Below are 21,934 nucleotides of genomic sequence, written 5' to 3'. Positions count from 1 at the left end.
CTTTAAGCACGGAGGCAAAGGCATCACGCAAAGTAGGCAAGCCGCAAGAAAAACCAACACGCCGTCCGATAGACGTCCAAAGAATAGGAGCTGGATTTCAGCACTTTCCGAAGTTTCGTACAGCTTCTAGTCCAGATTCCAACGACAACCGAGGCTTATTCGTACTTCGCTAACGGAATGACTGTTTTAGAGTGGCACGCAGATTTCACCCAGAACCTCTGCGAAAAGGTAGTCAACATGCAACGGAATGCTACAACTCAGTACCCGATCCTGCTGGTACATGGCCTGTTCGGATTCGAGCGTATTGGCTCCTTCGAACTCTTCCACGACGTCAAGAAAGCACTTCAGGCTGTTGGCTGCCGAGTGTTTGTACCGCATCTTTCAGCCACCCATGACAACGAAATGCGCGGTGAACAATTGTTGCAGCAAATCGACCGGGTGCTCAGGGGTACCGATTCGAGCAAAGTCAATCTGATCGGCCACAGTCAGGGCGCACTCGCCGCCCGATACGCTGCGGCGCTTGCCCCACACGCCGTCGCTTCCGTGACATCGGTGAGTGGCCCCAACCAGGGTTCGGAATTGGCCGATGTGCTGCGTGAAGCACTGATTCCCGGACAACTGCCAGAAAAAGTCGCGCAGACCGTTGTCACGTTGTTTGCCGATTTTTTGTCGGTGCTCAGTGGCCGCATAGCAATGCCGCAGAATGCGATCGCTGCGCTTGGCGCCTTGACGACGCAAGGCGTTGGCCGCTTCAACGAAAAATACCCTCAGGGCCTGCCCGACAGTTGGGGCGGCCAAGGGCAAGAGTCGGTCAATGATGTTCATTACTATTCCTGGAGCGGCACGTTGCCGGATCACAGTCAGCCAACGCTCGATCCGGTGGAGCACATCTGCCGAAACCTGGCCAGATACTTCAAAAAAGACGCTGGCCAAAACGACGGGTTTGTCGGCCGCTTCAGTTCTCACCTGGGGAAAGTGATCCGTTCGGACTACCCGTTTGACCATCTGTCCATTCTGCGTAGCGCAAGCGCCTTGCGCGCAGTATCACCGGATCCGATCGAACTCTACGTGGCGCATGCCCGCCGCCTGCAGGCAGCTAACCTGTGAAGTTGCCGCGTCACGCAAACGGAACTTTGCCGAGAAATCGCCCACTGAATCCGGTAGGCTCCGCACTTTACTGATATTGATTGGAGATTTTCCCCATGGCTAAAGCCACTGCCCGTCACATCCTTGTTGCCAGCGAAGACAAGTGCAACGAACTCAAAGCCCAGATCGAAGCCGGTGCTGATTTCGCCGAAGTGGCCAAGGCCAACTCCACCTGCCCTTCCAGCCGTCAGGGCGGCGACCTCGGTTCGTTCTGGTCCTGGCCAGATGGTCAAGGAATTCGACACCGTAGTATTCAGCGCACCGGTCAACACCGTGCAAGGCCCGGTGAAAACCCAGTTCGGTTATCACCTGCTGGAAGTGACCAGCCGTCAGGACTGATCCTTCGCATTGAATGAAACATAACGGCCCGCCTTTTGGTGGGCCGTTGTGTTTCAGTTACACGATACGGCTGGCGAGCCGCGCGTTGCTCGCGTACAAATTACGCTTATCGATCACCCGGCTCTAAGGCTGACAATGCGACTGGCTTTCCCCACATTGATGTTCACTGCCGTGACGCTGCTGTTGAGCGCCGTAGGTGTGAGCGCGGCACCGCAACATGCATTGACTGTTTATGGCGAACCGGCGAAATACCCCGCCGGTTTCAGCCACTTCGACTACGCCAATCCGCAGGCGCCCAAGGGCGGAACGATGCGCCGCTCGGCGATCGAGATCGGCCATTTCGACCATGTCCTTCCTTATATAGACAAAGGCATCGGTGTCACCCAGATCGACGGCATGCTCTATTCGCCGCTGGCGCAGCGCTCGATGGATGAGCCTTACACCGTCTACGGCCTCGTCGCGCAAAAGATCGAGCGCGCTGACGATGGGTTGTCCTTGCGCTTTTTCATCAATCCGAAAGCGCGTTTCGCCGACGGTACGCCGATCACCGCCGAGGACGTGCGCTACACCTACGATTTGTTGATGACCCAAGGCAGCCTGCGCTATCGCACGCAATTCGCCGACGTCAAAGGCGTCGAAATCGAAGCGCCGCTGACGGTGCGCTTCGATTTCAAGAGCAATGAAAACCGCACTCTGCCACTGGATATCGCCACTCTGCCGGTGTTTCCCGAGCATTGGTGGAAGACCCGTGACTTCGCTGGCGGTGGCGGCTATGAAGCGCCATTGGGCAGCGGCCCGTATCGCGTCGGCAAGGTCGACTCCGGACGCAGTATCACTTTTGAACGCAATGCCAACTGGTGGGGCAAGGATCTGCCGGTCAGTCGCGGCTTGTACAATTTCGATCACTTCAGCATCGAGTATTTCGGCGACACCGACGTCGCCCGCCAGGTGCTGCGCGGTGGCGCTTATGACTATAACCGCGAGTTCTCGGCCACCGGTTACTCGATCGGTTACGACAGCCCGGCATTGAGTGACGGGCGCCTGCAAAAGGCTCATTTGGCCACTGAGGCGCCGCAATCCGCGCAAGGTTTTGTGTTCAACCTGCAAAAGCCGATGTTCCAGGATCGTCGCGTGCGTCAGGCATTGGCCATGCTCTGGGATTTCGAGTGGAGCAACCGGCAGATGATGCGCAACCTGTACATCCGCCAGCAAAGCTACTTTTCCAACACTGAGCTCGCGGCGTCAAAACTGCCCGATGCGCAGGAGCTGCAGATCCTTGAACCGCTGCGTGGCCAGGTGCCTGATGAAGTCTTCAGCCAAGTGTTCGAAGCGCCGAAAACCGACGGCAGCGGGATGATCCGCGATAAACAGCTGCAAGCCTTGCAGCTGCTGGAACAGGCTGGCTGGAAACCGGATGGCGACCAGTTGGTCAACGCCGAGGGCGAGCCGCTGAGCTTCACTTTTCTGGTCAGCCAGAACGGCATGGATCGCTTGCTGTTGCCTTACAAACGCACGCTGAAACAAATCGGCATCGACCTCAACATCCGCCGCATCGATTCCTCGCAATACGTCAATCGCCTGATGAGCCGCGACTACGACATGATCGTCACTGGCTACCCGGTCAGCACCTCCCCCGGCGGCGAGCTGCTCAACTATTTCGGCTCGGCCTCGGCCAACGATCCCGGTGCCAACAATTACATGGTGCTGAAAAATCCGGCCGTCGATACGCTGATCAACGGCCTGATCCGCGCCTCGACGCAATCCGACATGCTGCATTACGCCCACGCACTGGATCGGGTGCTGCAATGGAATTACTACTGGATTCCCAACTATTACCCGCCGGGCACCTCGACGGTCTGGTGGAACCGCTTCGGCATGCCGGCGGTGCAAGCGAGCAATGACGAAGCGATCGAGAGTTGGTGGGAAATCAGCAGCACACCGCTGACCAACCAACAGATGACGGCCGAGAAAATCGGTCGTGGCAAACCCGGAGGGCCGCACTGATGTGGGGTTACATACTGCGGCGTCTGCTGCTGATCATTCCGACACTGGTGATCATTCTGCTGGTCAACTTCGTGATCATTCAAGCGGCGCCCGGTGGCCCGGTGGAACAGGCCATCGCTCACTTGCAAGGCATCGGCGGCGGCAATGTCGGTGGTGGTGCCAGTGAAGCCATTAGCAGTACATCGCGCGCCAGTCGCGGCCTCGACCCGCAACTGATCAAGGACATCGAAAAACAGTACGGCTTCGACAAACCCGCGCATGAACGGCTGTGGCTGATGCTGAAGAATTACGGGCAACTGGACTTCGGCAAGAGCTTCTTTCGCGGCGCCACGGTGACCGACCTCATCCTGGAAAAAATGCCGGTAACCATTTCCCTAGGGCTTTGGGCGACGCTGATCACTTATCTGGTATCGATTCCGCTGGGCATCCGCAAAGCCGTGCACCACGGCAGTCATTTCGATATCTGGAGCAGTACTGCAATCATCATTGGTTACGCGATGCCGGCGTTCCTCTTTGCGATGTTCCTGATCGTGGTGTTTGCCGGCGGCACTTCGCTGAACTGGTTCCCGGTGCGCGGTCTGGTCTCGGACAACTTCGAATCGCTGTCGACACTCGGCAAGATCACTGACTATTTCTGGCATTTGGTGTTGCCAGTGACGGCGCTGGTGATCGGCGGATTCGCCACGCTGACGATTCTGACCAAAAACTCGTTCCTCAACGAAATCACTCGCCAGTACGTGGTGACTGCCCGGGCCAAAGGCTTGAGCGAGCGACGCGTGCTCTATGGGCATGTGTTTCGTAACGCGATGCTGCTGGTGGTGTCAGGCATTCCTCAAGCGTTCATCAGCGTGTTCTTCGCCGGTTCGTTGTTGATCGAAGTGATCTTTTCCCTCGACGGTCTCGGGCGCATGAGCTACGAAGCGGCCGTCTCCCGCGACTATCCGGTGGTATTCGGTTCGCTGTTCATCTTCACCCTGTTTGGTCTCCTGATAAAACTGATTGGCGACCTCTGCTACACGCTGGTGGATCCGCGCATCGACTTCGCCGCGAGGAACGCCTGATGTTCAAGTTTTCGCCGTTGGGCCGTCGCCGCTTCGAGCGCTTCAAGAAAAACCGTCGGGGCTGGTGGTCGTTGTGGCTGTTTATCGGTCTGTTTGCGTTGACGTTGGGCGGCGAGTTGATCGCCAACGACAAACCGCTGATGGTCAGCTATCAGGATGAATGGTATTTCCCGGTGTTCAAGCGTCACACCGAGCAGGAGTTTGGCGGGCAACTACCGTTTCAGGCCGATTATCGTAGCGAGTACGTGCAGAATCTGATCCGCAAGGACGGTGGCTGGCTGCTATTCCCGCCGATTCCGTTCAGCGATGACACGCCCAATTACGACCTCAACAAACCGGCGCCGAGCCCACCGACAACGGTGAACTGGCTGGGCACCGACGATCAGGCGCGGGACGTACTGGCCCGAGTGATTTTCGGCGCCCGCGTGTCGATTCTGTTTGCGTTGATGCTGACGTTTGTCAGTGCGCTGATCGGCATTGCGGCCGGTGCGCTGCAAGGCTATTACGGCGGCTGGGTCGACTTGATCGGGCAACGCCTGCTGGAAGTCTGGTCGGGATTACCGGTGTTGTATCTGCTGATCATTCTCTCCGGTTTCGTCGAGCCGAATTTCTGGTGGCTGCTGGGGATCATGGCGCTGTTTTCGTGGCTGGCACTGGTCGATGTAGTGCGCGCCGAGTTCCTGCGTGGGCGCAATCTGGAATACGTCAAAGCCGCGCGGGCCTTGGGGCTGACTGATCGCAAAGTGATTGTCCGGCACATCCTGCCCAACGCGATGAACGCCACGTTGAGCTATCTGCCGTTTATTCTGACCGGTGCAATTTCTACCCTGACCGCGCTGGATTTTCTCGGTTTTGGCATGCCTGCCGGCAGCGCCTCGCTGGGTGAACTGATCGGTCAGGGCAAACAGAATCTGCAGGCGCCATGGCTAGGTTTGACGGCGTTTTTCACCTTGGCACTGATTCTGTCGTTGCTGGTGTTTATCGGCGAAGCGTTGCGAGACGCCTTCGACCCACGCTCTTGAAGCAGAGATTGACGATGACTGACAACCTGATCGAAATCCGCGACCTCAACGTCGCCTTCAATGGCCAGACCGTGGTGCGCAACCTGTGTCTGGACATTCGCCCCGGCGAGTGTCTGGCGTTGGTCGGTGAGTCGGGCTCAGGCAAATCGGTGACCGCGCATTCGATCCTGCAATTGCTCCCCGAATGCGATGCCCGCACTACCGGCAGCATTCGTTATCGCGGCCAGGAGTTGGTCGGCGCTGACCCCAAAGTCTTGCGTGAACTGCGCGGCAATCGGATTGCGATGATTTTCCAAGAGCCGATGACTTCGCTCAATCCACTGCACACCATCGAAAAACAGATCGGCGAAACCCTGTTGCTGCACCGTGGCCTCGGCGGCAAATCGGCGCAGTCGCGCATTCTGGAATTGCTGCAACTGGTTGGCATCAAAAAGCCTGAAGAACGCCTCAAGGCTTATCCGCATCAATTGTCTGGCGGGCAACGGCAGCGGGTGATGATCGCCATGGCGCTGGCGTGCGAACCAGAATTGCTGATCGCCGACGAACCGACGACAGCGCTGGACGTGACGGTGCAGCGCAAGATCCTGCTGCTGCTCAAATCCCTGCAACAACGCCTCGGCATGTCGCTGCTGCTGATCAGCCATGACCTCAATCTGGTGCGCAGCATCGCCCAGCGGGTTTGCGTGATGAAGGCCGGGGAAATTGTCGAGCAGGCGCCGTGCGAGATTTTGTTTACCGAACCGAAGCATCCGTACAGCTGCGTCTTGCTCAACGCCGAGCCCGAGGGCGAAGCGCTGCCCCGCGATGAGCGCGAGAACGTGCTGGAAGTCGAGGATCTACGGGTCGATTTTGCCTTGGGCGGCGGTCTGTTTCAGCGCAAACAGTATTTGCGCGCAGTGGACGGTATCAGCCTGACCATTCAGCGTGGCAAAACCTTGGGAATCGTCGGCGAGTCCGGTTCGGGCAAATCAACGCTGGGTCAGGCGATTCTGCGCTTGCTCGACTCCGAAGGCAGCATCCGTTTTCAGGGCGAAGCGCTCGACGGGCTCAACCAGAAACAACTGCGGCCATGGCGTCGGCAGATGCAGGTGGTCTTTCAGGACCCGTTCGGCAGCCTCAGCCCGCGCATGTCCGTGGCGCAGATCATCAGCGAAGGTCTGGAGGTGCATTGCGAATCCACCGCCGATGAATGCGATGCGCAAGTGATCCGTGTGCTCAAGGAAGTCGGTCTCGACCCGGAAAGTCGTCATCGTTACCCTCATGAGTTTTCCGGCGGGCAGCGTCAGCGTATTGCCATCGCGCGGGCGCTGGTGCTGAAACCGGCGCTTATATTGCTGGATGAACCGACTTCGGCGCTGGATCGCACCGTGCAGAAACAAGTGGTCGCCCTCCTTCGCGATTTGCAGGAGAAGCACGGATTGACCTATCTGTTCATCAGCCATGATCTGGCGGTGGTGCGCGCCTTGGCGCACGACATGATCGTGATCAAGGACGGCAAAGTGGTCGAGCGCGGCGCCAGTCATGATGTGTTTGATTCGCCGCAGCATCCGTATACCAAAGAGCTTTTGGCGGCGGCGCATCCGGGGTAGGCATTTCTCTGTTAGACCGCATCGCGGCATTCGCGAGCAAGCCCGCTCCCACATTTGCAATGCATTCCCCCTGTGGGAGCGGGCTTGCTCGCGATAGGGCCGCCACTGGCAATACACAATCAGGATCAGCTCTCAGATGAACACCACCGAAAGCCTCAAGGACTACCAACGCGTGCGCACGCTGGCGATCCGCTCGTTGTTCGAGATCATCGAGCAGTCCAGCGAAGGCACGGTGATCGTCGATCGTGATGCCAATATCGTCTGGATGAATGAGCGTTACGCGCGCCGATTTGGCCTCGACTCCGCTGAAGGCGCTATCGGCAAGCCTTGCGAAAGCGTGATCCCCGGCAGCCTCCTGCGTGAAGTGGTGCGCACCGGGCGGCCGATCCTGCTCGACATGCAAGACACACCGAAAGAACCGTTGGTCGTCATGCGCCTGCCGATCCATGACGACGCCGGCACCGTCATTGGCGCCATCGGTTTCGCCTTGTTCGACGAGTTGCGCACGCTATCGCCGATGCTCAAGCGCTACCTGAGCATGCAGGAAGAATTGGCCTCGACCCGTTCACTGCTGCGCGCACGGCAGACCAAATACAACTTCGCCCACTTCATCGGTACCAGCGCCGCCAGCCTTGAAGTCAAACGCCGCGCCCGACGCAGCGCCAGTGCCGAGTCGCCGGTGTTGCTGCTCGGTGAAACCGGTACCGGCAAAGAGCTGTTGGCGCAGGCGATTCACAGTGCTTCGCCGCGTGCGCACAAGGCGTTCGTCAGCATCAACAGCGCGGCGATTCCTGAAGCGCTGCTGGAAGCGGAATTCTTCGGCACAGCGCCGGGCGCGTTCACCGGCGCCGACCGCAAGGGCCGCACCGGCAAATTGCAAATCGCCCAGGGCGGCACGTTGTTTCTTGACGAGATCGGCGACATGCCGCTGCCGCTGCAAAGCAAACTGCTGCGGGTTTTGCAGGAAAAGGAATTTGAACCGGTAGGCTCGAACGAGGTGATTCAGAGCGATGTGCGGGTGATAGCTGCCACTTCGACCGATTTGCAAGCGGCGATCAAACGCGGTGAGTTCCGTGCCGATTTGTATTACCGCCTCAATGTCCTGCCGATTCAGGTGCCGCCGTTGCGCGAGCGTCTTGATGATCTGCCTGCGCTCAGTGAAGCGATTCTGGAGGAACTGCGCAGTCAGCATGAGCTGCACCGTGATGCTCTGGATCTGCTTGGGCAGCATGCCTGGCCGGGGAATATTCGCGAGTTGCGTAATGTGCTCGAGCGCGCGGCGTTGCTCAGTGATGACTTGATGCTGACGGAGAGTGACATTCGTGCAGCAATCGGGCCGCTGAGCCCGGTTGAGCGTGCGTCGGCGCCCACACTTGAAGCGCCAAGTGAGGAGACATTCGCTCAAGCGCGGGAGCGGTTTGATCGGCAATTGATTGAGGCCGCACTTGCGCAATGTGCAGGGAAAGTGCCGGAGGCGGCGGCTCGGCTCGGCCTTGGGCGGTCGACATTGTATAAGAAAATGGTGGCACTGGGGATCGCCTGAGTCTCATATACGAGACATAATTCTCGGTCTAAAGACAAGATCAAAAGCTTCGTGAGCAAGCCCACTCCCACAGGGGAACGCATTCCAAAGGTGGGAGTGGGCTTGCTCACGAAGAGGTCGTCACAGGCAACGAACATCTCAAAAAAGAGACAACACTTCATAAGTTGGCGCCAATTACCACGACAAACCCATATATATCAATAACTTAAACACCTGGCACAAATCTAGCTATACCCTCTCCCACACCGCACCACCCACAAAAATAACAACTCCGGAGAGACACACCATGAGTGTGATCATTGCCTTGGCAGCCCTCGCGCTGCTGATGCTCGCCGCTTACCGTGGCTACAGCGTTATCCTTTTTGCCCCGATCGCCGCGCTCGGCGCCGTCCTGCTCACCGACCCTTCCGCCGTCGCCCCTGCGTTCACCGGGGTGTTCATGGAGAAAATGGTCGGGTTCATCAAACTCTATTTCCCTGTATTTTTGCTCGGCGCCGTGTTCGGCAAGCTGATCGAACTCTCGGGGTTCTCGCGCTCGATTGTCGCCGCTGCGATCAAACTGCTCGGCACCAAACAGGCGATGCTGGTCATCGTGCTGGTCTGCGCCCTGCTCACTTACGGCGGCGTTTCGCTGTTCGTGGTGGTGTTTGCCGTTTACCCGTTTGCGGCGGAGATGTTCCGCCAGAGCAACATCCCCAAACGGCTGATTCCAGCGACCATCGCCCTCGGCGCGTTTTCCTTCACCATGGACGCCCTGCCCGGCACCCCGCAAATCCAGAACATCATCCCCAGCACCTTCTTCAACACCACCGCGTGGGCCGCGCCTTGGCTGGGTTTAATCGGCACAATCTTCGTGTTTTGCGCCGGCATGTTGTTTCTGCAGCGTCAGCGCAACAAGGCGCAACGGGCCGGCGAAGGTTACGGCACGGCACTGCGTAACGAACCGGAGACTGCTGAAGATCTGAAGCTGCCTAATCCGTGGATCGCGCTGTCGCCGCTGCTCGCGGTGGGCATCATGAACCTGCTGTTTACCCAATGGATTCCGCAGTGGTACGGCAAAACCCACAGCCTCGCGTTGCCGGGGATGGCCACGCCGGTCACCACCGAAATCGCCAAATTGACGGCGATCTGGGCGGTTCAGGCGGCATTGTTGGTGGGCATTCTGATGGTGCTCGCCTTCGGCTTTAAAGCGATTCGCAGCAAACTTGCCGAAGGCAGCAAAAGTGCGGTCAGCGGTGCGTTACTGGCGGCGATGAACACTGCTTCGGAATACGGCTTTGGTGCGGTGATCGCGTCCCTGCCTGGTTTTCTGGTGCTGGCGGACTGGCTCAAAGGCATTCCCAATCCGCTGGTCAATGAAGCGATTACCGTGACCCTGCTGGCCGGCATCACCGGCTCTGCTTCCGGCGGCATGAGCATTGCGTTGGCGGCCATGTCCGAGCAATTTATCGCAGCAGCGCATGCGGCGAATATTCCGCTGGAAGTGCTGCACCGCGTGGCCGCGATGGCCAGTGGTGGCATGGACACCCTGCCGCACAACGGCGCGGTAATCACGCTGCTCGCGGTCACCGGCCTGACCCACCGTGAAGCCTATAAAGACATTTTCTGTATTACGCTGATCAAGACCCTCGCGGTTTTCGTAGTGATCGGCACTTTCTACGCCACTGGCATTGTGTGAGGTATTCATGACCACTCTTACGGGCAAAACCGCACTGGTTACCGGTTCCACGAGCGGCATCGGTCTGGGCATCGCGCTGAGCCTGGCCAAGGCCGGCGCCAATCTGATTCTCAACGGTTTCGGTGATGCCTCCGCCGTGATTGCCGAAGTCGGCCAGTTCGGCGGCAAGGTCGGCCATCACCCCGCCGATGTCAGCGACCCGGCGCAGATCGCCGACATGATCGCCTACGCCGAGCGCGAGTTCGGTGGCGTGGACATTCTGGTCAACAATGCCGGCATCCAGCATGTCGCGGCGGTAGAAGAGTTTCCGGTGGAGCGCTGGGATTCGATTATTGCGATCAATCTGTCGTCGGTATTTCACAGCACTCGCCTGAGCTTGCCGGGCATGCGCACCAAGGGTTGGGGCCGGATCATCAACATTGCGTCTGTGCACGGTCAGGTCGGCTCGACGGGCAAAGCGGCGTATGTTGCGGCCAAGCATGGCGTGATTGGTTTGACCAAAGTGGTCGGCCTGGAAACCGCGACCAGTAACGTCACCTGCAACGCGATCTGCCCGGGCTGGGTGTTGACGCCGCTGGTGCAGAAGCAGATCGATGATCGCGCGGCCAAGGGCGTTGAACCGCAGCAAGCACAGCACGATTTGCTGGCTGAGAAACAGCCGTCACTGGAGTTTGTGACGCCGCAGCATCTGGGGGAATTGGTGCTGTTTTTGTGCAGTGAGGCAGGCAGCCAGGTGCGTGGGGCGGCATGGAATATTGATGGTGGCTGGCTAGCGCAGTGACCCGCTTTTGTGGGAGCGGGCTTGCTCGCGAATGCGGTGTGTCAGTCACCATCATCATTGACTGATTCACCGCTTTCGCGAGCAAGCCCGCTCCCACAGGGGTTATGTGTGAATTTGTAGATGAATACAACAAGAGGCAATCCATGTCCGACATCCTCTGGCAACCCGATGCCACCCGTATTGCCCAATCGCGGATGGACACCTTCCGCCGCTCGATCAATCAGCGTCATGGCTTGAACCTCGACAGCTACGCCGATCTGCACCAATGGAGCGTCGAGCAGCGCGCAGAATTCTGGCAAGCCATCGTTGATTTCTTCGATATCCGCTTCCATACGCAACCTGATGCGGTGCTGCGTGAAGGCGCAAAAATGCCCGGCGCTGAATGGTTTCCGGGCGCCACATTGAATTTCGCCGAGCACCTGCTGCGCCGTCGCGACGATGCCGTCGCCGTTGTTGCGGTGGCTGAAAATGGCCAGCGTGAACAACTGACCTGGGCCGAACTGGCGCAACAGGTCGCCGGATTTCAAGCCAGCCTGCAAGCCGCCGGGGTCGTCAGCGGCGATCGTGTTGCCGCATGTATGCCCAACACCTGGCAGACGCTGGTGGCGATGTTGGCCACCACCAGTCTCGGTGCCATCTGGTCGTGCTCGTCGCCCGATTTCGGTACCCATGGCGTGATTGATCGTTTTGGGCAGATTGAACCGAAAGTGTTGATCACCTGCGCGGGCTACCGATATGCCGGTAACGAAATCGACCAGACCTCCAAGCTCAATGAAATCCTCGAACAGTTGCCGACGTTGCAACAGTTGATTGTCGTACCGTACGCGCGGCCCCATGCCCGCGCCGAGGATTACCACACCCTGGCAAACGTCACGCTATGGGATGGCTTTTACGTGACTGGCGGCGAGCCGCTTTTTATACCGGTGCCTTTCGCGCATCCGCTCTACGTGTTGTATTCCAGCGGCACCACCGGTGTGCCGAAATGCATCATCCACGGTACCGGCGGCGTTTTACTGCAACACGTTAAAGAACATGGCCTGCACGTCGATCTAGGTTCCGGCGACCGTTTGTTCTACTACACGACGTGCGGCTGGATGATGTGGAACTGGCTGGTGTCCGCGCTGGCCGTCGGTAGCGCAGTGGTGTTGTACGACGGCTCACCGTTTCAGCCCGACAACGAACGCTTGCTGGATCTGATCGACGATGAACGCATCAGCGTCTTCGGCACCAGTCCGAAATTCCTCGCCGCGCTCGAAAGCAACGGTGTAAAACCCCGCGAAAGCCACGATTTGAGCAGCCTGAAAACGTTGCTTTGCACTGGCTCGGCACTGGCGCCACGCAGTTACGACTTCGTCTACCGCGACGTCAAACCCGACGTGTGCCTGAGCTCCATGTCCGGGGGTACCGACATTGTTTCGTGCTTCGTCAACGGCAATCCAATGTCCCCCGTACGCCGTGGCGAAATGATGGGCAAGAGCCTCGGTATGGCGGTCGAGGTCTGGAACGACGCGGGCCAAGCGGTCATCGGTGAGAAAGGTGAGCTGGTGTGTACCCGGCATTTCCCGGCGATGCCTATAGGCCTTTGGAATGATCCGGATGGCGAGAAACTGCGGCAATCCTATTTCAATCTGTTTCCCGGGACGTGGGCGCAGGGAGATTACGCTGAAGAGTTGCCCCACGGGGCGATGTTGATCCACGGCCGCTCGGACGCCGTGCTCAATCCGGGAGGCGTGCGCATCGGCACCGCCGAAATTTACCGTCAGGTTGAGAAAATCCCGCAAGTACTCGACAGTGTGGCCATCGGTCAGCAATGGCTGGATGACGTACGCGTCGTGCTGTTCGTGCACCTGAAGGACGGCATTGAACTGGATGAAACCCTGCAACAGCAGATTCGCCAGGTCATTCGTGCCAACACCACGCCACGGCATGTGCCGGCGAAAATCGTTGAGGTCAGCGATATTCCTCGCACCATCAGCGGCAAAGTCGTGGAACTGGCCGTTAGAAACGTCGTTCACGGCGATACCGTCAAAAACACTGATGCTCTGGCTAATCCGCAGGCACTTGAGCAATATCGCGATCGCCCGGAGCTCAAAGACTAAGCCAGCAGGCACCGATAGCGCAGATCACTTCGCGGTATCGGTGCAGGCATTCTTGTCGCAGCTTTTATCGCAGCGCTTATCGAGTGTTCAGCTCCATCCAGACCTCGCCCACGATGGGCTTATTCGCACTGGCGCCAACGGCATTAACAATTGCCTCAAGATTTCGCGCAAACATTGGCTCATTAACCGTGAGTTGGTGCAGTAATGCCGTTGTCACGGCAAAGGTGTCAGCATTTTCCAGCGCGCGCGATGCGCTGTGATAGCGGACCGTTGAGTGCGTTTGCGACTCTGCCAAAGAAGTTACTAATCGACCAACCAGTAATGTCAATCCTGACGATTCTCAAGAAGGCCATGAGCTTGTCTCGCATCTCCGGCATCGATCCAAAAAACAAGCCCAGTACAACATCGGTTTTTATAATCGACGCCGGTTTGGACAATATCTCGATCGCTGAAGAAATTTCCCTGTCGACCATTGGCATAGCCTGCCTGATTACGTCACGGGTGTAACTGTCCGGCAGACTTTTATTCGCAAGCGGCAGGGCCGTCTGTGGCGTTCCCGTGAAGTCGAGCATTTTTCTGCCCCATGGCCTACCGCTTCAGCTATAACGCTCTTACGCTCTGCTTCGTCAGCGTAGACGCATGAAACATAACCACCCACGCGATCAGCAAAATCAATTCTTGCTTTCATATCCAGAACACTCCACTCGATCATTAATTAAACCGAGATGGATACTATCCAGAAACGAAAACACAGAAACCGGAGAACCATAAAATCTTATTTCACTTCTGCGGATAATCAACAGTCATTACGAATTCAAACCAACCCCCAATCTGCAGAAGGTTTTTTTTCATCGACTGACAACTCTGAATACAACTTCAGTCGCAGCCTTAAATTATTGGCCGAATCAGCATGCTTTACTGCCTCAGCCTCATCAACAGCCCCCTCTACAAACAATTGATAAAGCGCCTGATCAAATGTTTGCATCTGCACATCTGCCGACTTCTCTATTATATTTTTAAGTTCATTCAAATCATGACGGCGAATCAAATCTGCAATGGTCGGTGTTCCCAACATGACTTCAATGGCCGCACGTCGTTGCCCATCGAGCGTGCGCACCAGGCGCTGCGAAACTGAGGCCCTGAGGTTGTTTGCCAATGCCTGTGTGAGCTGCGGACGACGCTCTTCCGGAAACATATTCACGATGCGCTCCAATGCCTGATTGGCGTTGTGCGCATGTAAAGTCGACAACACCAGATGCCCGGTTTCAGCAAATGCCAGCGCATGTTCCATGGTTTCCCGGTCGCGGATTTCGCCGATCATGACCACGTCTGGCGCTTGGCGCAGGGTGTTTTTCAGTGCCGCATGGAAACTGCGAGTATCGACCCCGACTTCCCGCTGGTTGATGATCGAGCGCTGGTGGCGGTGGATGTACTCGATCGGGTCTTCAATGGTGACGATATGCCCGGTGCTGTGACGGTTTCGGTGATCAATCAGCGCCGCAAGCGTGGTGGATTTTCCAGAGTCGGTCGCCCCGACAATCAATATCAGGCCTTGCTTGAGCATCACCGTCTCGAGTAACACCGCCGGTAACTTCAGATCTTCAAAGCGTGGAATGTCCAGCTTCACGTTTCGGATTACCAGCGAGACGTCGTTACGCTGTTTAAAGATGTTCACCCGGAAACGTCCGACGCCGGTACGCGAGATCGCCAGGTTCATTTCCAGATCCCGTTCGAACTCGCGGCGCTGCTCGGCGTCCATCAGAGAAGTGGCGATGGCAGCCACTTCACCGGGTTTGAACGGCTGATCGCTCAGCGCGGTCAGTACGCCGTCGAAACGTGCGCTGGGTGGCGCGCCCGTCGACAGAAACAGATCCGAGCCGTGTTTGCTGGCCAGTTGAGTTAACAGTGCATCGATTTCCATGGCAAAAAACACCCGCGAAGCATTGAATGATCGAAATGAGCCGCCGCGTGACGCGCCCGGCCCCATAGCGTCTACCGTTCTGCAAGCATAGTAGACGCCGCCTCACCGACCGAACCTCAGGATCCAACGATGAACGCTGTACCGAACACTGATGACGCCCAGGCTCTGATTGCCCGCACCGACTGGAGTCGCAGCCCGTTGGGCGCCGCTGGCACTTGGCCGCAGAGCCTGCGCACTGCGGTGGACATCGTGATTCACTCGCCCATGCCGATGTTGCTGCTGTGGGGCTCGCAACTGACGCAGATCTACAACAACGGCTTCGCGTTGCTCGCCGGCCACAAGCATCCGCACGCTTTCGGACAGCCTGCACACCAGATATGGCCGGAACTTAGAGAATTCACTGACCCGATTTACAGCGCCGTCCTACAAGGCCAGGTGCGCACCTACAGTGAAAGGCGTTTCACCTTGCAACGCGACGGGCAGGAATCCGACTTCTGGCTTGATCTGACGTACAGCCCTATCCGCGATGAAAATGCGCAGGTCGCCGGGATTCTGGTCACGGCCATCGAAACCAATGAACGTCGACGCATTGCCCTGGAACTGCAGCAACGCTCCGAACAAAGTTTGAAGGCCCAGCAGGAAACCGAAGAACGTCTGCAATTGGCCCTCGCTGCAACCGATGCGGTTGGCACTTGGGATTGGGACATTGGCGAGGACCGCTTTATTGCCGACGCGCATTTCGCGCAGTTGCATGGCGTCGACCCGGTACGTGCCAGTCAGTTGCCGATCAGCGAATACCTGCAAGGCGTGCACCCCGAAGACCGCGCGATGGTTGCCCGCAGCATCAAACATTGCATCACCCACGGCACCGAATACGCCGAGGAATACCGCCTGTTGCAACCCAACGGTGAGTTGCGCTGGGTGTTTGCCCGAGGCCGTTGCTACAAGGATCACCATGGCCGGCCCATGCGTTTTCTCGGGGCCGCGCTGGATCTGACCGAACGCAAACACACCGAACAGGCGCTGCGTCAGAGCCAGACCGAACTGCAACTGATCATGAACGCGATGCCGATCCTGATCAGCTATGTCGATCAGGAAGAACGTTTTCGCCTGAACAACGCCGCTTATCTGGACTGGTACGGCTTAACCCCGCAGGAGCTGTTCGGGCGCACCATTCGTGATGTTATCGGTGAAGAAGCGTATTTCCTGCGGGCGCCGTACATTGCTGAAGCACTCGCGGGCCGGTCGTGCTCGTTCAGCCTGTACACCTCCCATCGCGACGGCAGCACGCGCCACGCGCTGATGAATTACGTGCCGCGCCACGGGCCGGATGGCGCGGTCAACGGTTTCTATATTTTTGTGATTGATGAAACCGAGCGGAAAAAGACCGAAGAAGCGCTGCGCAATCTCAACGAGACACTCGAGGAACGGGTCAGCGCCCGCACCGAGCAATTGGCGCAGGCCAACCAGCGTTTGCAAAACGAGATGTTCGAGCGTGAGCGTGCCGAAGATGCATTGCGTCACGCGCAGAAAATGGAAGCGGTCGGCCAGCTCACCGGCGGTATCGCCCACGACTTCAACAACATGTTGACCGGGATCATCGGCAGTCTCGACCTGATGCAGCGCTACATCGCCAACGGTCGTGCCGACGAGATCGGTCGTTTTACCGAAGCGGCCGTGTCCTCGGCGAATCGAGCGGCAGCGCTGACTCATCGGTTGCTGGCGTTCTCCCGGCGTCAGTCGCTGGATCGCAAGAAACTGGATGTCAACGAACTGGTGCATTCGCTTGAAGACCTGATTCGCCGCACCAAAGGCGATCCGATCAAGCTCGAACTGCGTCTGACCGACAATGCCTGGCCGGTCAGCACCGATGTCAGCCAATTGGAAAACGCCCTGCTCAATCTGGTGATCAATGCTCGCGATGCGATGCCCGACGGCGGCAAACTGCTGATCGAGACGGCCAACGTTTACCTCGATGGCAGTGACATCACCACGCTGGAACCGGTCAAGGCTGGCGATTATTTGATGCTCGCGGTCAGCGACAACGGCACCGGCATGACGCCATCTGTGCGCTCGAAAGCGTTCGATCCGTTTTTCACCACCAAACCGATTGGTCAGGGCACGGGGTTGGGGCTGTCGATGATTTACGGGTTTGCCCAGCAATCGGGCGGCCATGTCAGCCTCGACAGCGTGCCCGGTCAAGGCACGTGTGTGCGTTTGTATCTGCCGCGACTGAAAACGCCTGAACTGCAAGCCGCCGAGGTTGAACCGGTGAGCGTTACGCCTCCCACAGCCAGTGGCGAGACCGTGATGGTGGTCGAGGATGACCCGGCGGTGCGCATGCTGGTGCTCGATCTGTTGAAAGAGTTGGGTTATCGCGGGTATGAAGCGCAAGACGCGACGTCCGCCCTGCCCTTGCTGGAATCCGACTCGCGTATTGATTTGCTGGTGACCGATGTCGGCCTGCCGGGCATGAACGGTCGACAACTGGCGGAGATTGCCCGTCAGCATCGCCCAGGGCTGAAGGTGTTGTTCATGACCGGCTACGCGCAAAAAGCCGCCGAGCGTCAGGGCTTTCTTGAGGGCGGTATGGACATGGTCGCCAAACCGTTTGCGTTGGAACTGCTGGCCAGCAAGATCCGCACGATGCTCAGCCAAACTCCGTGACTTGAGGCATAATCCGCGCCCCGCCGTCACCCCGTTATCAGGTACCGCACGATGAAAGCCCAAGCCCGCCACATTCTGGTGAAAACTGCCGACGAGGCCGAACAGCTCAAACAACGCATCGCCAAGGGTGAAGCGTTTGATGTGCTGGCGAAAAAATTCTCGACCTGCCCGTCCGGCAAGCGCGGCGGTGATCTGGGGGAGGTGCGGCCGGGGCAGATGGTCGGCGCGATTGATGCGGTGATCTTCAAGAAGCCGCTGCGCACGGTGCATGGGCCGATCAAGAGCAAGTTCGGGTATCACCTGGTGCAGGTTTTTTACCGCGATTGACGTGTTGGCTTAAGGGCCTATTCGCGAGCAAGCCCGCTCCCACATTTGGAACGCATTCTCCTGTGGGAGCGGGCTTGCTCGCGAACCGATTGCGCAGCAAGCGGCCATTCAGAATCTATCTGGGGATCAGTGCACCAGGAACTTGAATGACTCGGCTTGCTAATTGATGCCCGGCCCGCGCGGCCTCTTCAGGACTGTCGCCCATCAATCGCGCCGCGAGATACGCCGCACTGAACGAATCCCCCGCCGCCGTCGTATCCACGACTTTCTCGACTTTCTGCGCCGGCACTTCAAACGCTTCGCCTTCACAGCCAATCAGGCATGCCTCGGCACCTCGCTTGAGCACCACTTCCGGCGTACCGATTTGCGCGTACGTGGCGAACACCTCATCGCAATCAGCGAAACCAAACAGTGCCTGTTCGTCATCCACCGTCAGCAAGGCCAGGTCAACATACGGCAGGACACTGCGATACGCCGCCCGCGCATCGTCCACCGACGCCCACAAACGTGGACGGTAGTTGTTGTCGAAAACGATCCGCGCATCACGTTGGCGGGCTTCGATCAGGGTCTGGATGAGTTTCTCGCGCCCTTGCGCACCGAGCACGGCCAGGGTGATGCCGCTGAAATACAACACGTCGTAATCCGGCAGCGCGGCCAGAATCGGCTCGGCGGCCGGCGTGGTGAAGCAATCGCGGACGGCCGCTTCGTTGCGCCAGTAGAGGAAACGACGTTCGCCATTGGCGTCGGTCTGGATGCAATACAGGCCCGGCAAACGACCGGGCAGACGTTGCACCATGGCCAGGCCAATGCCTTCTTCTTTCCAGATCTGGCACATGGCGTCGCTGAAGCTGTCATCGCCGAGCGCGGTGACGTAGTCGACTTGCGCCTTGTCGCCCAGGGCTCGGGACAGGTAGACAGCGGTGTTCAAGGTGTCGCCGCCGAAACTTTGCTGGAGGCTGCCGTCGGCGCGCTGCTGGAGCTCGATCATGCATTCGCCGATCAGGGCGATGCGTGGGGTGTTGGGGCCCAGGGGGCTTAGGGTGTTCATGTTGGCGGTGTCTCTGGTCGTTCGATGGTGTTTGGGCGGGCCTCTTCGCGAGCAGGCTCGCTCCCACAGTTAGAATGCATTCCAAAAAGTGGGAGCGAGCCTGCTCGCGAATGGCCGCGACGCGGTCTTGAGCCTTAGAAACAGGTCTCCATGCTCTCGACCACCGTCAACTGCTCATCCACCAGCAAACCCGTGCGCCACTTGTCGAACGTCAGGCACGGGTGCGAGGTGCCGAAAGAAATGATGTCGCCAACGCGCAGTTCAACGCCCGACGCTACGGTCATGAAGGCGTGCTGATCCATCACCGCCGTCACCTTGCATGCACCGACATCGTCCCCCACCGCTGGTACAACTCCAGCCTTGTAACGCAACAACGGCACCGGCAAACCGGCGTCATAAGCCACATCACGCTTGCCCAGCGCGATCACCGCAAAACCCGGCTCCGGCAGCGATTGCACATGCGCCCAGACTTCCAGCGCGGGACGCAAACCTTCGTGCAGATCACTGCGACGATCCAGCACGCAGCACTGCGCTTCTTTATAGATGCCGTGGTCATGCGCGACGTAACTGCCCGGGCGCAACACGCTGAGGAAACGTCCGGCAGCGTTCTGCGCTTCGAACGACTCAGCGATCAAGTCGTACCACGCCGAACCCGAGGCAGTGATGATCGGCTGCGGAATCGCGAACGCGCCGCTGTCCTGTAACTGCACCGCCAAACGCACCAGCGACGCGGCAAACTCACGAATGCCGCTGACCGCGTGATCACCGTGAATCACCCCTTCGTAACCTTCAATGCCGGTCAGGGCCAGTGCCGGTTGTGCATTGATCGCCTTGGCCAGCTCGATCACTTCCTGCTCGCTGCGGCAACCGCAACGGCCACCGACCACGCCGTACTCGATCATCACGTTCAACTTCACCCCGCGCGAGGCGAAGTAAGCGCCGAGATCGGCTACGTTGTCCGGATGATCGACCATGCAGTAGAAATCGAACGACGGATCGGCCAGCAGATCAGCAATCAGCGCCATGTTCGGTGTGCCGACCAACTGGTTGGCCATCAGCACCCGGCGCACGCCGTGGGTGTAAGCGGCACGGGTCTGGGTCGCGCTGGCGAGGGTGATGCCCCATGCGCCGGCGTCGAGCTGACGCTTGAACAGCGCCGGGGTCATGCTGGTTTTGCCGTGGGGCGCGAGTTCGGCGCCGCTGTCGCTGACGAATTTCTGCATCCAGCGAATGTTGTGTTCCAGCGCTTCGCGGTGCAGCACCAGCGCGGGCAGGCTGACGTCACGCGCCAGATGGGCACCGATGGCCGCATCACCTTTATCTACAGCAGAATTGATGACAGTCGTCATGGTCGAACTCCTCACATTCGCGGCCGCAGGCAGCCGCGTTTATTCGTTGATTCGTCGGGCGAGGCTGTTAGCACTCTCGATCAGGACCCGGCGATAGTCGTTGTAATTGTTTTTCGCATCGGCCCGAGGGGCGACGATGCACAGCGTACAAATCGCCACGCCTTGCGGGTCTTTAACGGGCGCGGCGAAGCAATGGGTGAAGGTGTCGGCAACGCTGTCGAACGAAAAGAATCCGTCGATGCCGGCCTGACGGATCTGCGCCAGAAACAGCTCGATCGGCAAACGCTCGCCGTCGGGCAGGATGTAATCGTCTTCGTCGATCAGGTCGCGAATTTGCTGATCGCTTAAATGCGCGAGCAGCAGACGCCCCGAAGCCGTCCACGGGATGGGTGCGTTTTCGCCGATGTCGGAAGAAATGCGGAAATGTCGCTCGCCCTCCTTCATCAATGCCACGGTGTATTTGCGCCCGTTGAGCAGGCACATCTGCGCGGTTTCATGGGTCTGGCTGACGATCTCCTGCAAGGCGTGATCGGCCTCGCGACTGAGGTCGAAATGACGTAAATGTGCTTGGCCGAGGAAGTACAGCTGCCGGCCGAGATAAACGTGACCGTCCTTGCCCACCGGTTCCAGAATCCGCCGCTCGAGTAACGAGGCAACCAGTTCGTAGACCGTGGATTTCGGGCTGCCGATGCCGTTGGCGATGTCATTCGGGCGCAGCGGCTGGCCGATTTCCTTGAGGAAATCGAGGATATCGAACGCCCGATCCAGACCGCGGGCCCGGCGTTTGATGGTGTCTTCGGTCATTTCAATACTCACTCAATATTCCCCGTAGGAGCTGCCGCAGGCTGCGATCTGTTGATCTTGCCTTTTGGCACCGCCAAAAAATGCCAAAAGATCGCAGCCTTCGGCAGCTCCTACAAGGGTCATCGTCAGTCCGGTAAGCGTTTACGCACAGAATGCGCTAATGATCAGGCCTTTTTCTTGTACGCGATGCAGTCGATCTCGACCTTGCAATCAACCATCATGCTCGCCTGCACACAGGCCCGCGCCGGTGCGTGCTCAGGCTTGAAGTACTCACCAAAGACCTTATTGAAACTGCTGAAATCCCGTGGATCGTCCAGCCACACGCCGGCACGCACCACGTCCTCCAGGCCATAACCGGCCTCTTCGAGAATCGCGATCAGGTTCTTCATGGTCTGGTGCGTCTGCTCGACGATGCCGCCAACAATAATCTCGCCATCCACCGCCGGCACCTGGCCGGACACGTGCAGCCAGCCATCGGCTTCAACGGCGCGGGCGAATGGGCGTGGCTGGCCACCAGCGGCGGTGCTGCCGGTGCCGTATCGAGTAATGCTCATGG

General features: G+C 58.4%; 17 protein-coding genes and 1 pseudogene. 12 read left to right on the top strand and 6 right to left on the bottom strand.

What is annotated here, in order from left to right; genetic code table 11:
- Positions 1-237 precede the first annotated feature (237 nt).
- From ACZZ0D_RS09845 to ACZZ0D_RS09800, 10 genes and pseudogenes are all read left to right on the top strand, one after another.
- A complete protein-coding gene (locus tag ACZZ0D_RS09845) occupies positions 238-1,107 on the top strand; it encodes a lipase family alpha/beta hydrolase (RefSeq protein WP_463554787.1) in 870 nt (289 codons plus the stop codon).
- A 95-nt stretch (positions 1,108-1,202) separates the two neighbouring features.
- Positions 1,203-1,485, top strand: a pseudogene (locus ACZZ0D_RS09840) (peptidylprolyl isomerase).
- A 135-nt stretch (positions 1,486-1,620) separates the two neighbouring features.
- Positions 1,621-3,489 carry an extracellular solute-binding protein gene (locus ACZZ0D_RS09835; protein ID WP_159812375.1) on the top strand — a complete coding sequence of 623 codons (1,869 nt, stop codon included), beginning with the start codon at positions 1,621-1,623 and terminating at the stop codon, positions 3,487-3,489.
- Positions 3,489-4,550 (top strand): microcin C ABC transporter permease YejB, encoded by a 1,062-nt coding sequence (locus tag ACZZ0D_RS09830; RefSeq protein ID WP_463553076.1) that lies wholly within the window; start codon positions 3,489-3,491, stop codon positions 4,548-4,550. Before ACZZ0D_RS09835 ends, ACZZ0D_RS09830 begins: the two co-directional genes overlap by 1 nt.
- Positions 4,550-5,572: an ABC transporter permease gene (locus ACZZ0D_RS09825; protein ID WP_463553075.1), complete on the top strand. Its 1,023-nt coding sequence runs from the start codon at positions 4,550-4,552 to the stop codon at positions 5,570-5,572. Before ACZZ0D_RS09830 ends, ACZZ0D_RS09825 begins: the two co-directional genes overlap by 1 nt.
- A gap of 14 nt (positions 5,573-5,586) precedes the next feature.
- Positions 5,587-7,161, top strand: a complete 1,575-nt coding sequence (locus ACZZ0D_RS09820) for an ABC transporter ATP-binding protein (protein ID WP_463553074.1) — start codon at positions 5,587-5,589, stop codon at positions 7,159-7,161.
- Between the two features lie 136 nt (positions 7,162-7,297).
- Positions 7,298-8,704, top strand: a complete 1,407-nt coding sequence (locus tag ACZZ0D_RS09815; protein WP_426620119.1) for a sigma-54 interaction domain-containing protein — start codon at positions 7,298-7,300, stop codon at positions 8,702-8,704.
- A gap of 286 nt (positions 8,705-8,990) precedes the next feature.
- Complete coding sequence (locus ACZZ0D_RS09810; protein WP_463553073.1) at positions 8,991-10,382, top strand: GntP family permease; 1,392 nt, start codon at positions 8,991-8,993, stop codon at positions 10,380-10,382.
- Between the two features lie 7 nt (positions 10,383-10,389).
- A complete protein-coding gene (gene hbdH / locus ACZZ0D_RS09805; protein WP_400751567.1) occupies positions 10,390-11,163 on the top strand; it encodes a 3-hydroxybutyrate dehydrogenase in 774 nt (257 codons plus the stop codon).
- Between the two features lie 143 nt (positions 11,164-11,306).
- On the top strand, positions 11,307-13,262 hold the full coding sequence (locus ACZZ0D_RS09800; protein ID WP_463553072.1) for an acetoacetate--CoA ligase: 1,956 nt from the start codon (positions 11,307-11,309) through the stop codon (positions 13,260-13,262).
- Between the two features lie 227 nt (positions 13,263-13,489).
- On the opposite strand, the gene ACZZ0D_RS09795 is transcribed toward ACZZ0D_RS09800, so the two are convergent.
- Positions 13,490-13,834, bottom strand: a complete 345-nt coding sequence (locus tag ACZZ0D_RS09795; RefSeq protein ID WP_463553071.1) for a hypothetical protein — start codon at positions 13,832-13,834, stop codon at positions 13,490-13,492.
- A gap of 242 nt (positions 13,835-14,076) precedes the next feature.
- A complete protein-coding gene (locus tag ACZZ0D_RS09790; protein ID WP_463553070.1) occupies positions 14,077-15,183 on the bottom strand; it encodes a PilT/PilU family type 4a pilus ATPase in 1,107 nt (368 codons plus the stop codon).
- 129 nt (positions 15,184-15,312) lie between these two features.
- Here ACZZ0D_RS09790 and ACZZ0D_RS09785 point away from each other — a divergent pair, with 129 nt between their 5' ends.
- Complete coding sequence (locus tag ACZZ0D_RS09785; RefSeq protein WP_463553069.1) at positions 15,313-17,850, top strand: hybrid sensor histidine kinase/response regulator; 2,538 nt, start codon at positions 15,313-15,315, stop codon at positions 17,848-17,850.
- Positions 17,851-17,901: 51 nt separating this feature from the next.
- Complete coding sequence (locus ACZZ0D_RS09780) at positions 17,902-18,177, top strand: peptidylprolyl isomerase (protein ID WP_282357700.1); 276 nt, start codon at positions 17,902-17,904, stop codon at positions 18,175-18,177.
- Positions 18,178-18,292: 115 nt separating this feature from the next.
- Here ACZZ0D_RS09780 and kdgK read toward each other — a convergent pair whose 3' ends face one another.
- From kdgK to ACZZ0D_RS09760, 4 genes are all read right to left on the bottom strand, one after another.
- Complete coding sequence (kdgK, locus tag ACZZ0D_RS09775) at positions 18,293-19,225, bottom strand: 2-dehydro-3-deoxygluconokinase (protein WP_463553068.1); 933 nt, start codon at positions 19,223-19,225, stop codon at positions 18,293-18,295.
- Positions 19,226-19,359: 134 nt separating this feature from the next.
- Positions 19,360-20,574: an amino acid deaminase gene (locus ACZZ0D_RS09770; protein ID WP_463553067.1), complete on the bottom strand. Its 1,215-nt coding sequence runs from the start codon at positions 20,572-20,574 to the stop codon at positions 19,360-19,362.
- 39 nt (positions 20,575-20,613) lie between these two features.
- Positions 20,614-21,378 (bottom strand): IclR family transcriptional regulator, encoded by a 765-nt coding sequence (locus tag ACZZ0D_RS09765; RefSeq protein WP_159812387.1) that lies wholly within the window; start codon positions 21,376-21,378, stop codon positions 20,614-20,616.
- Between the two features lie 164 nt (positions 21,379-21,542).
- Positions 21,543-21,932 carry a RidA family protein gene (locus tag ACZZ0D_RS09760; RefSeq protein ID WP_007912330.1) on the bottom strand — a complete coding sequence of 130 codons (390 nt, stop codon included), beginning with the start codon at positions 21,930-21,932 and terminating at the stop codon, positions 21,543-21,545.
- Between the last annotated feature and the right edge of the window lie 2 nt (positions 21,933-21,934).

Source organism: Pseudomonas sp. AC193, assembly GCF_979258075.1.
The sequence above is the reverse complement of the archived record's forward strand: the minus strand, read 5'-3'. Positions and strand labels throughout refer to the sequence as shown.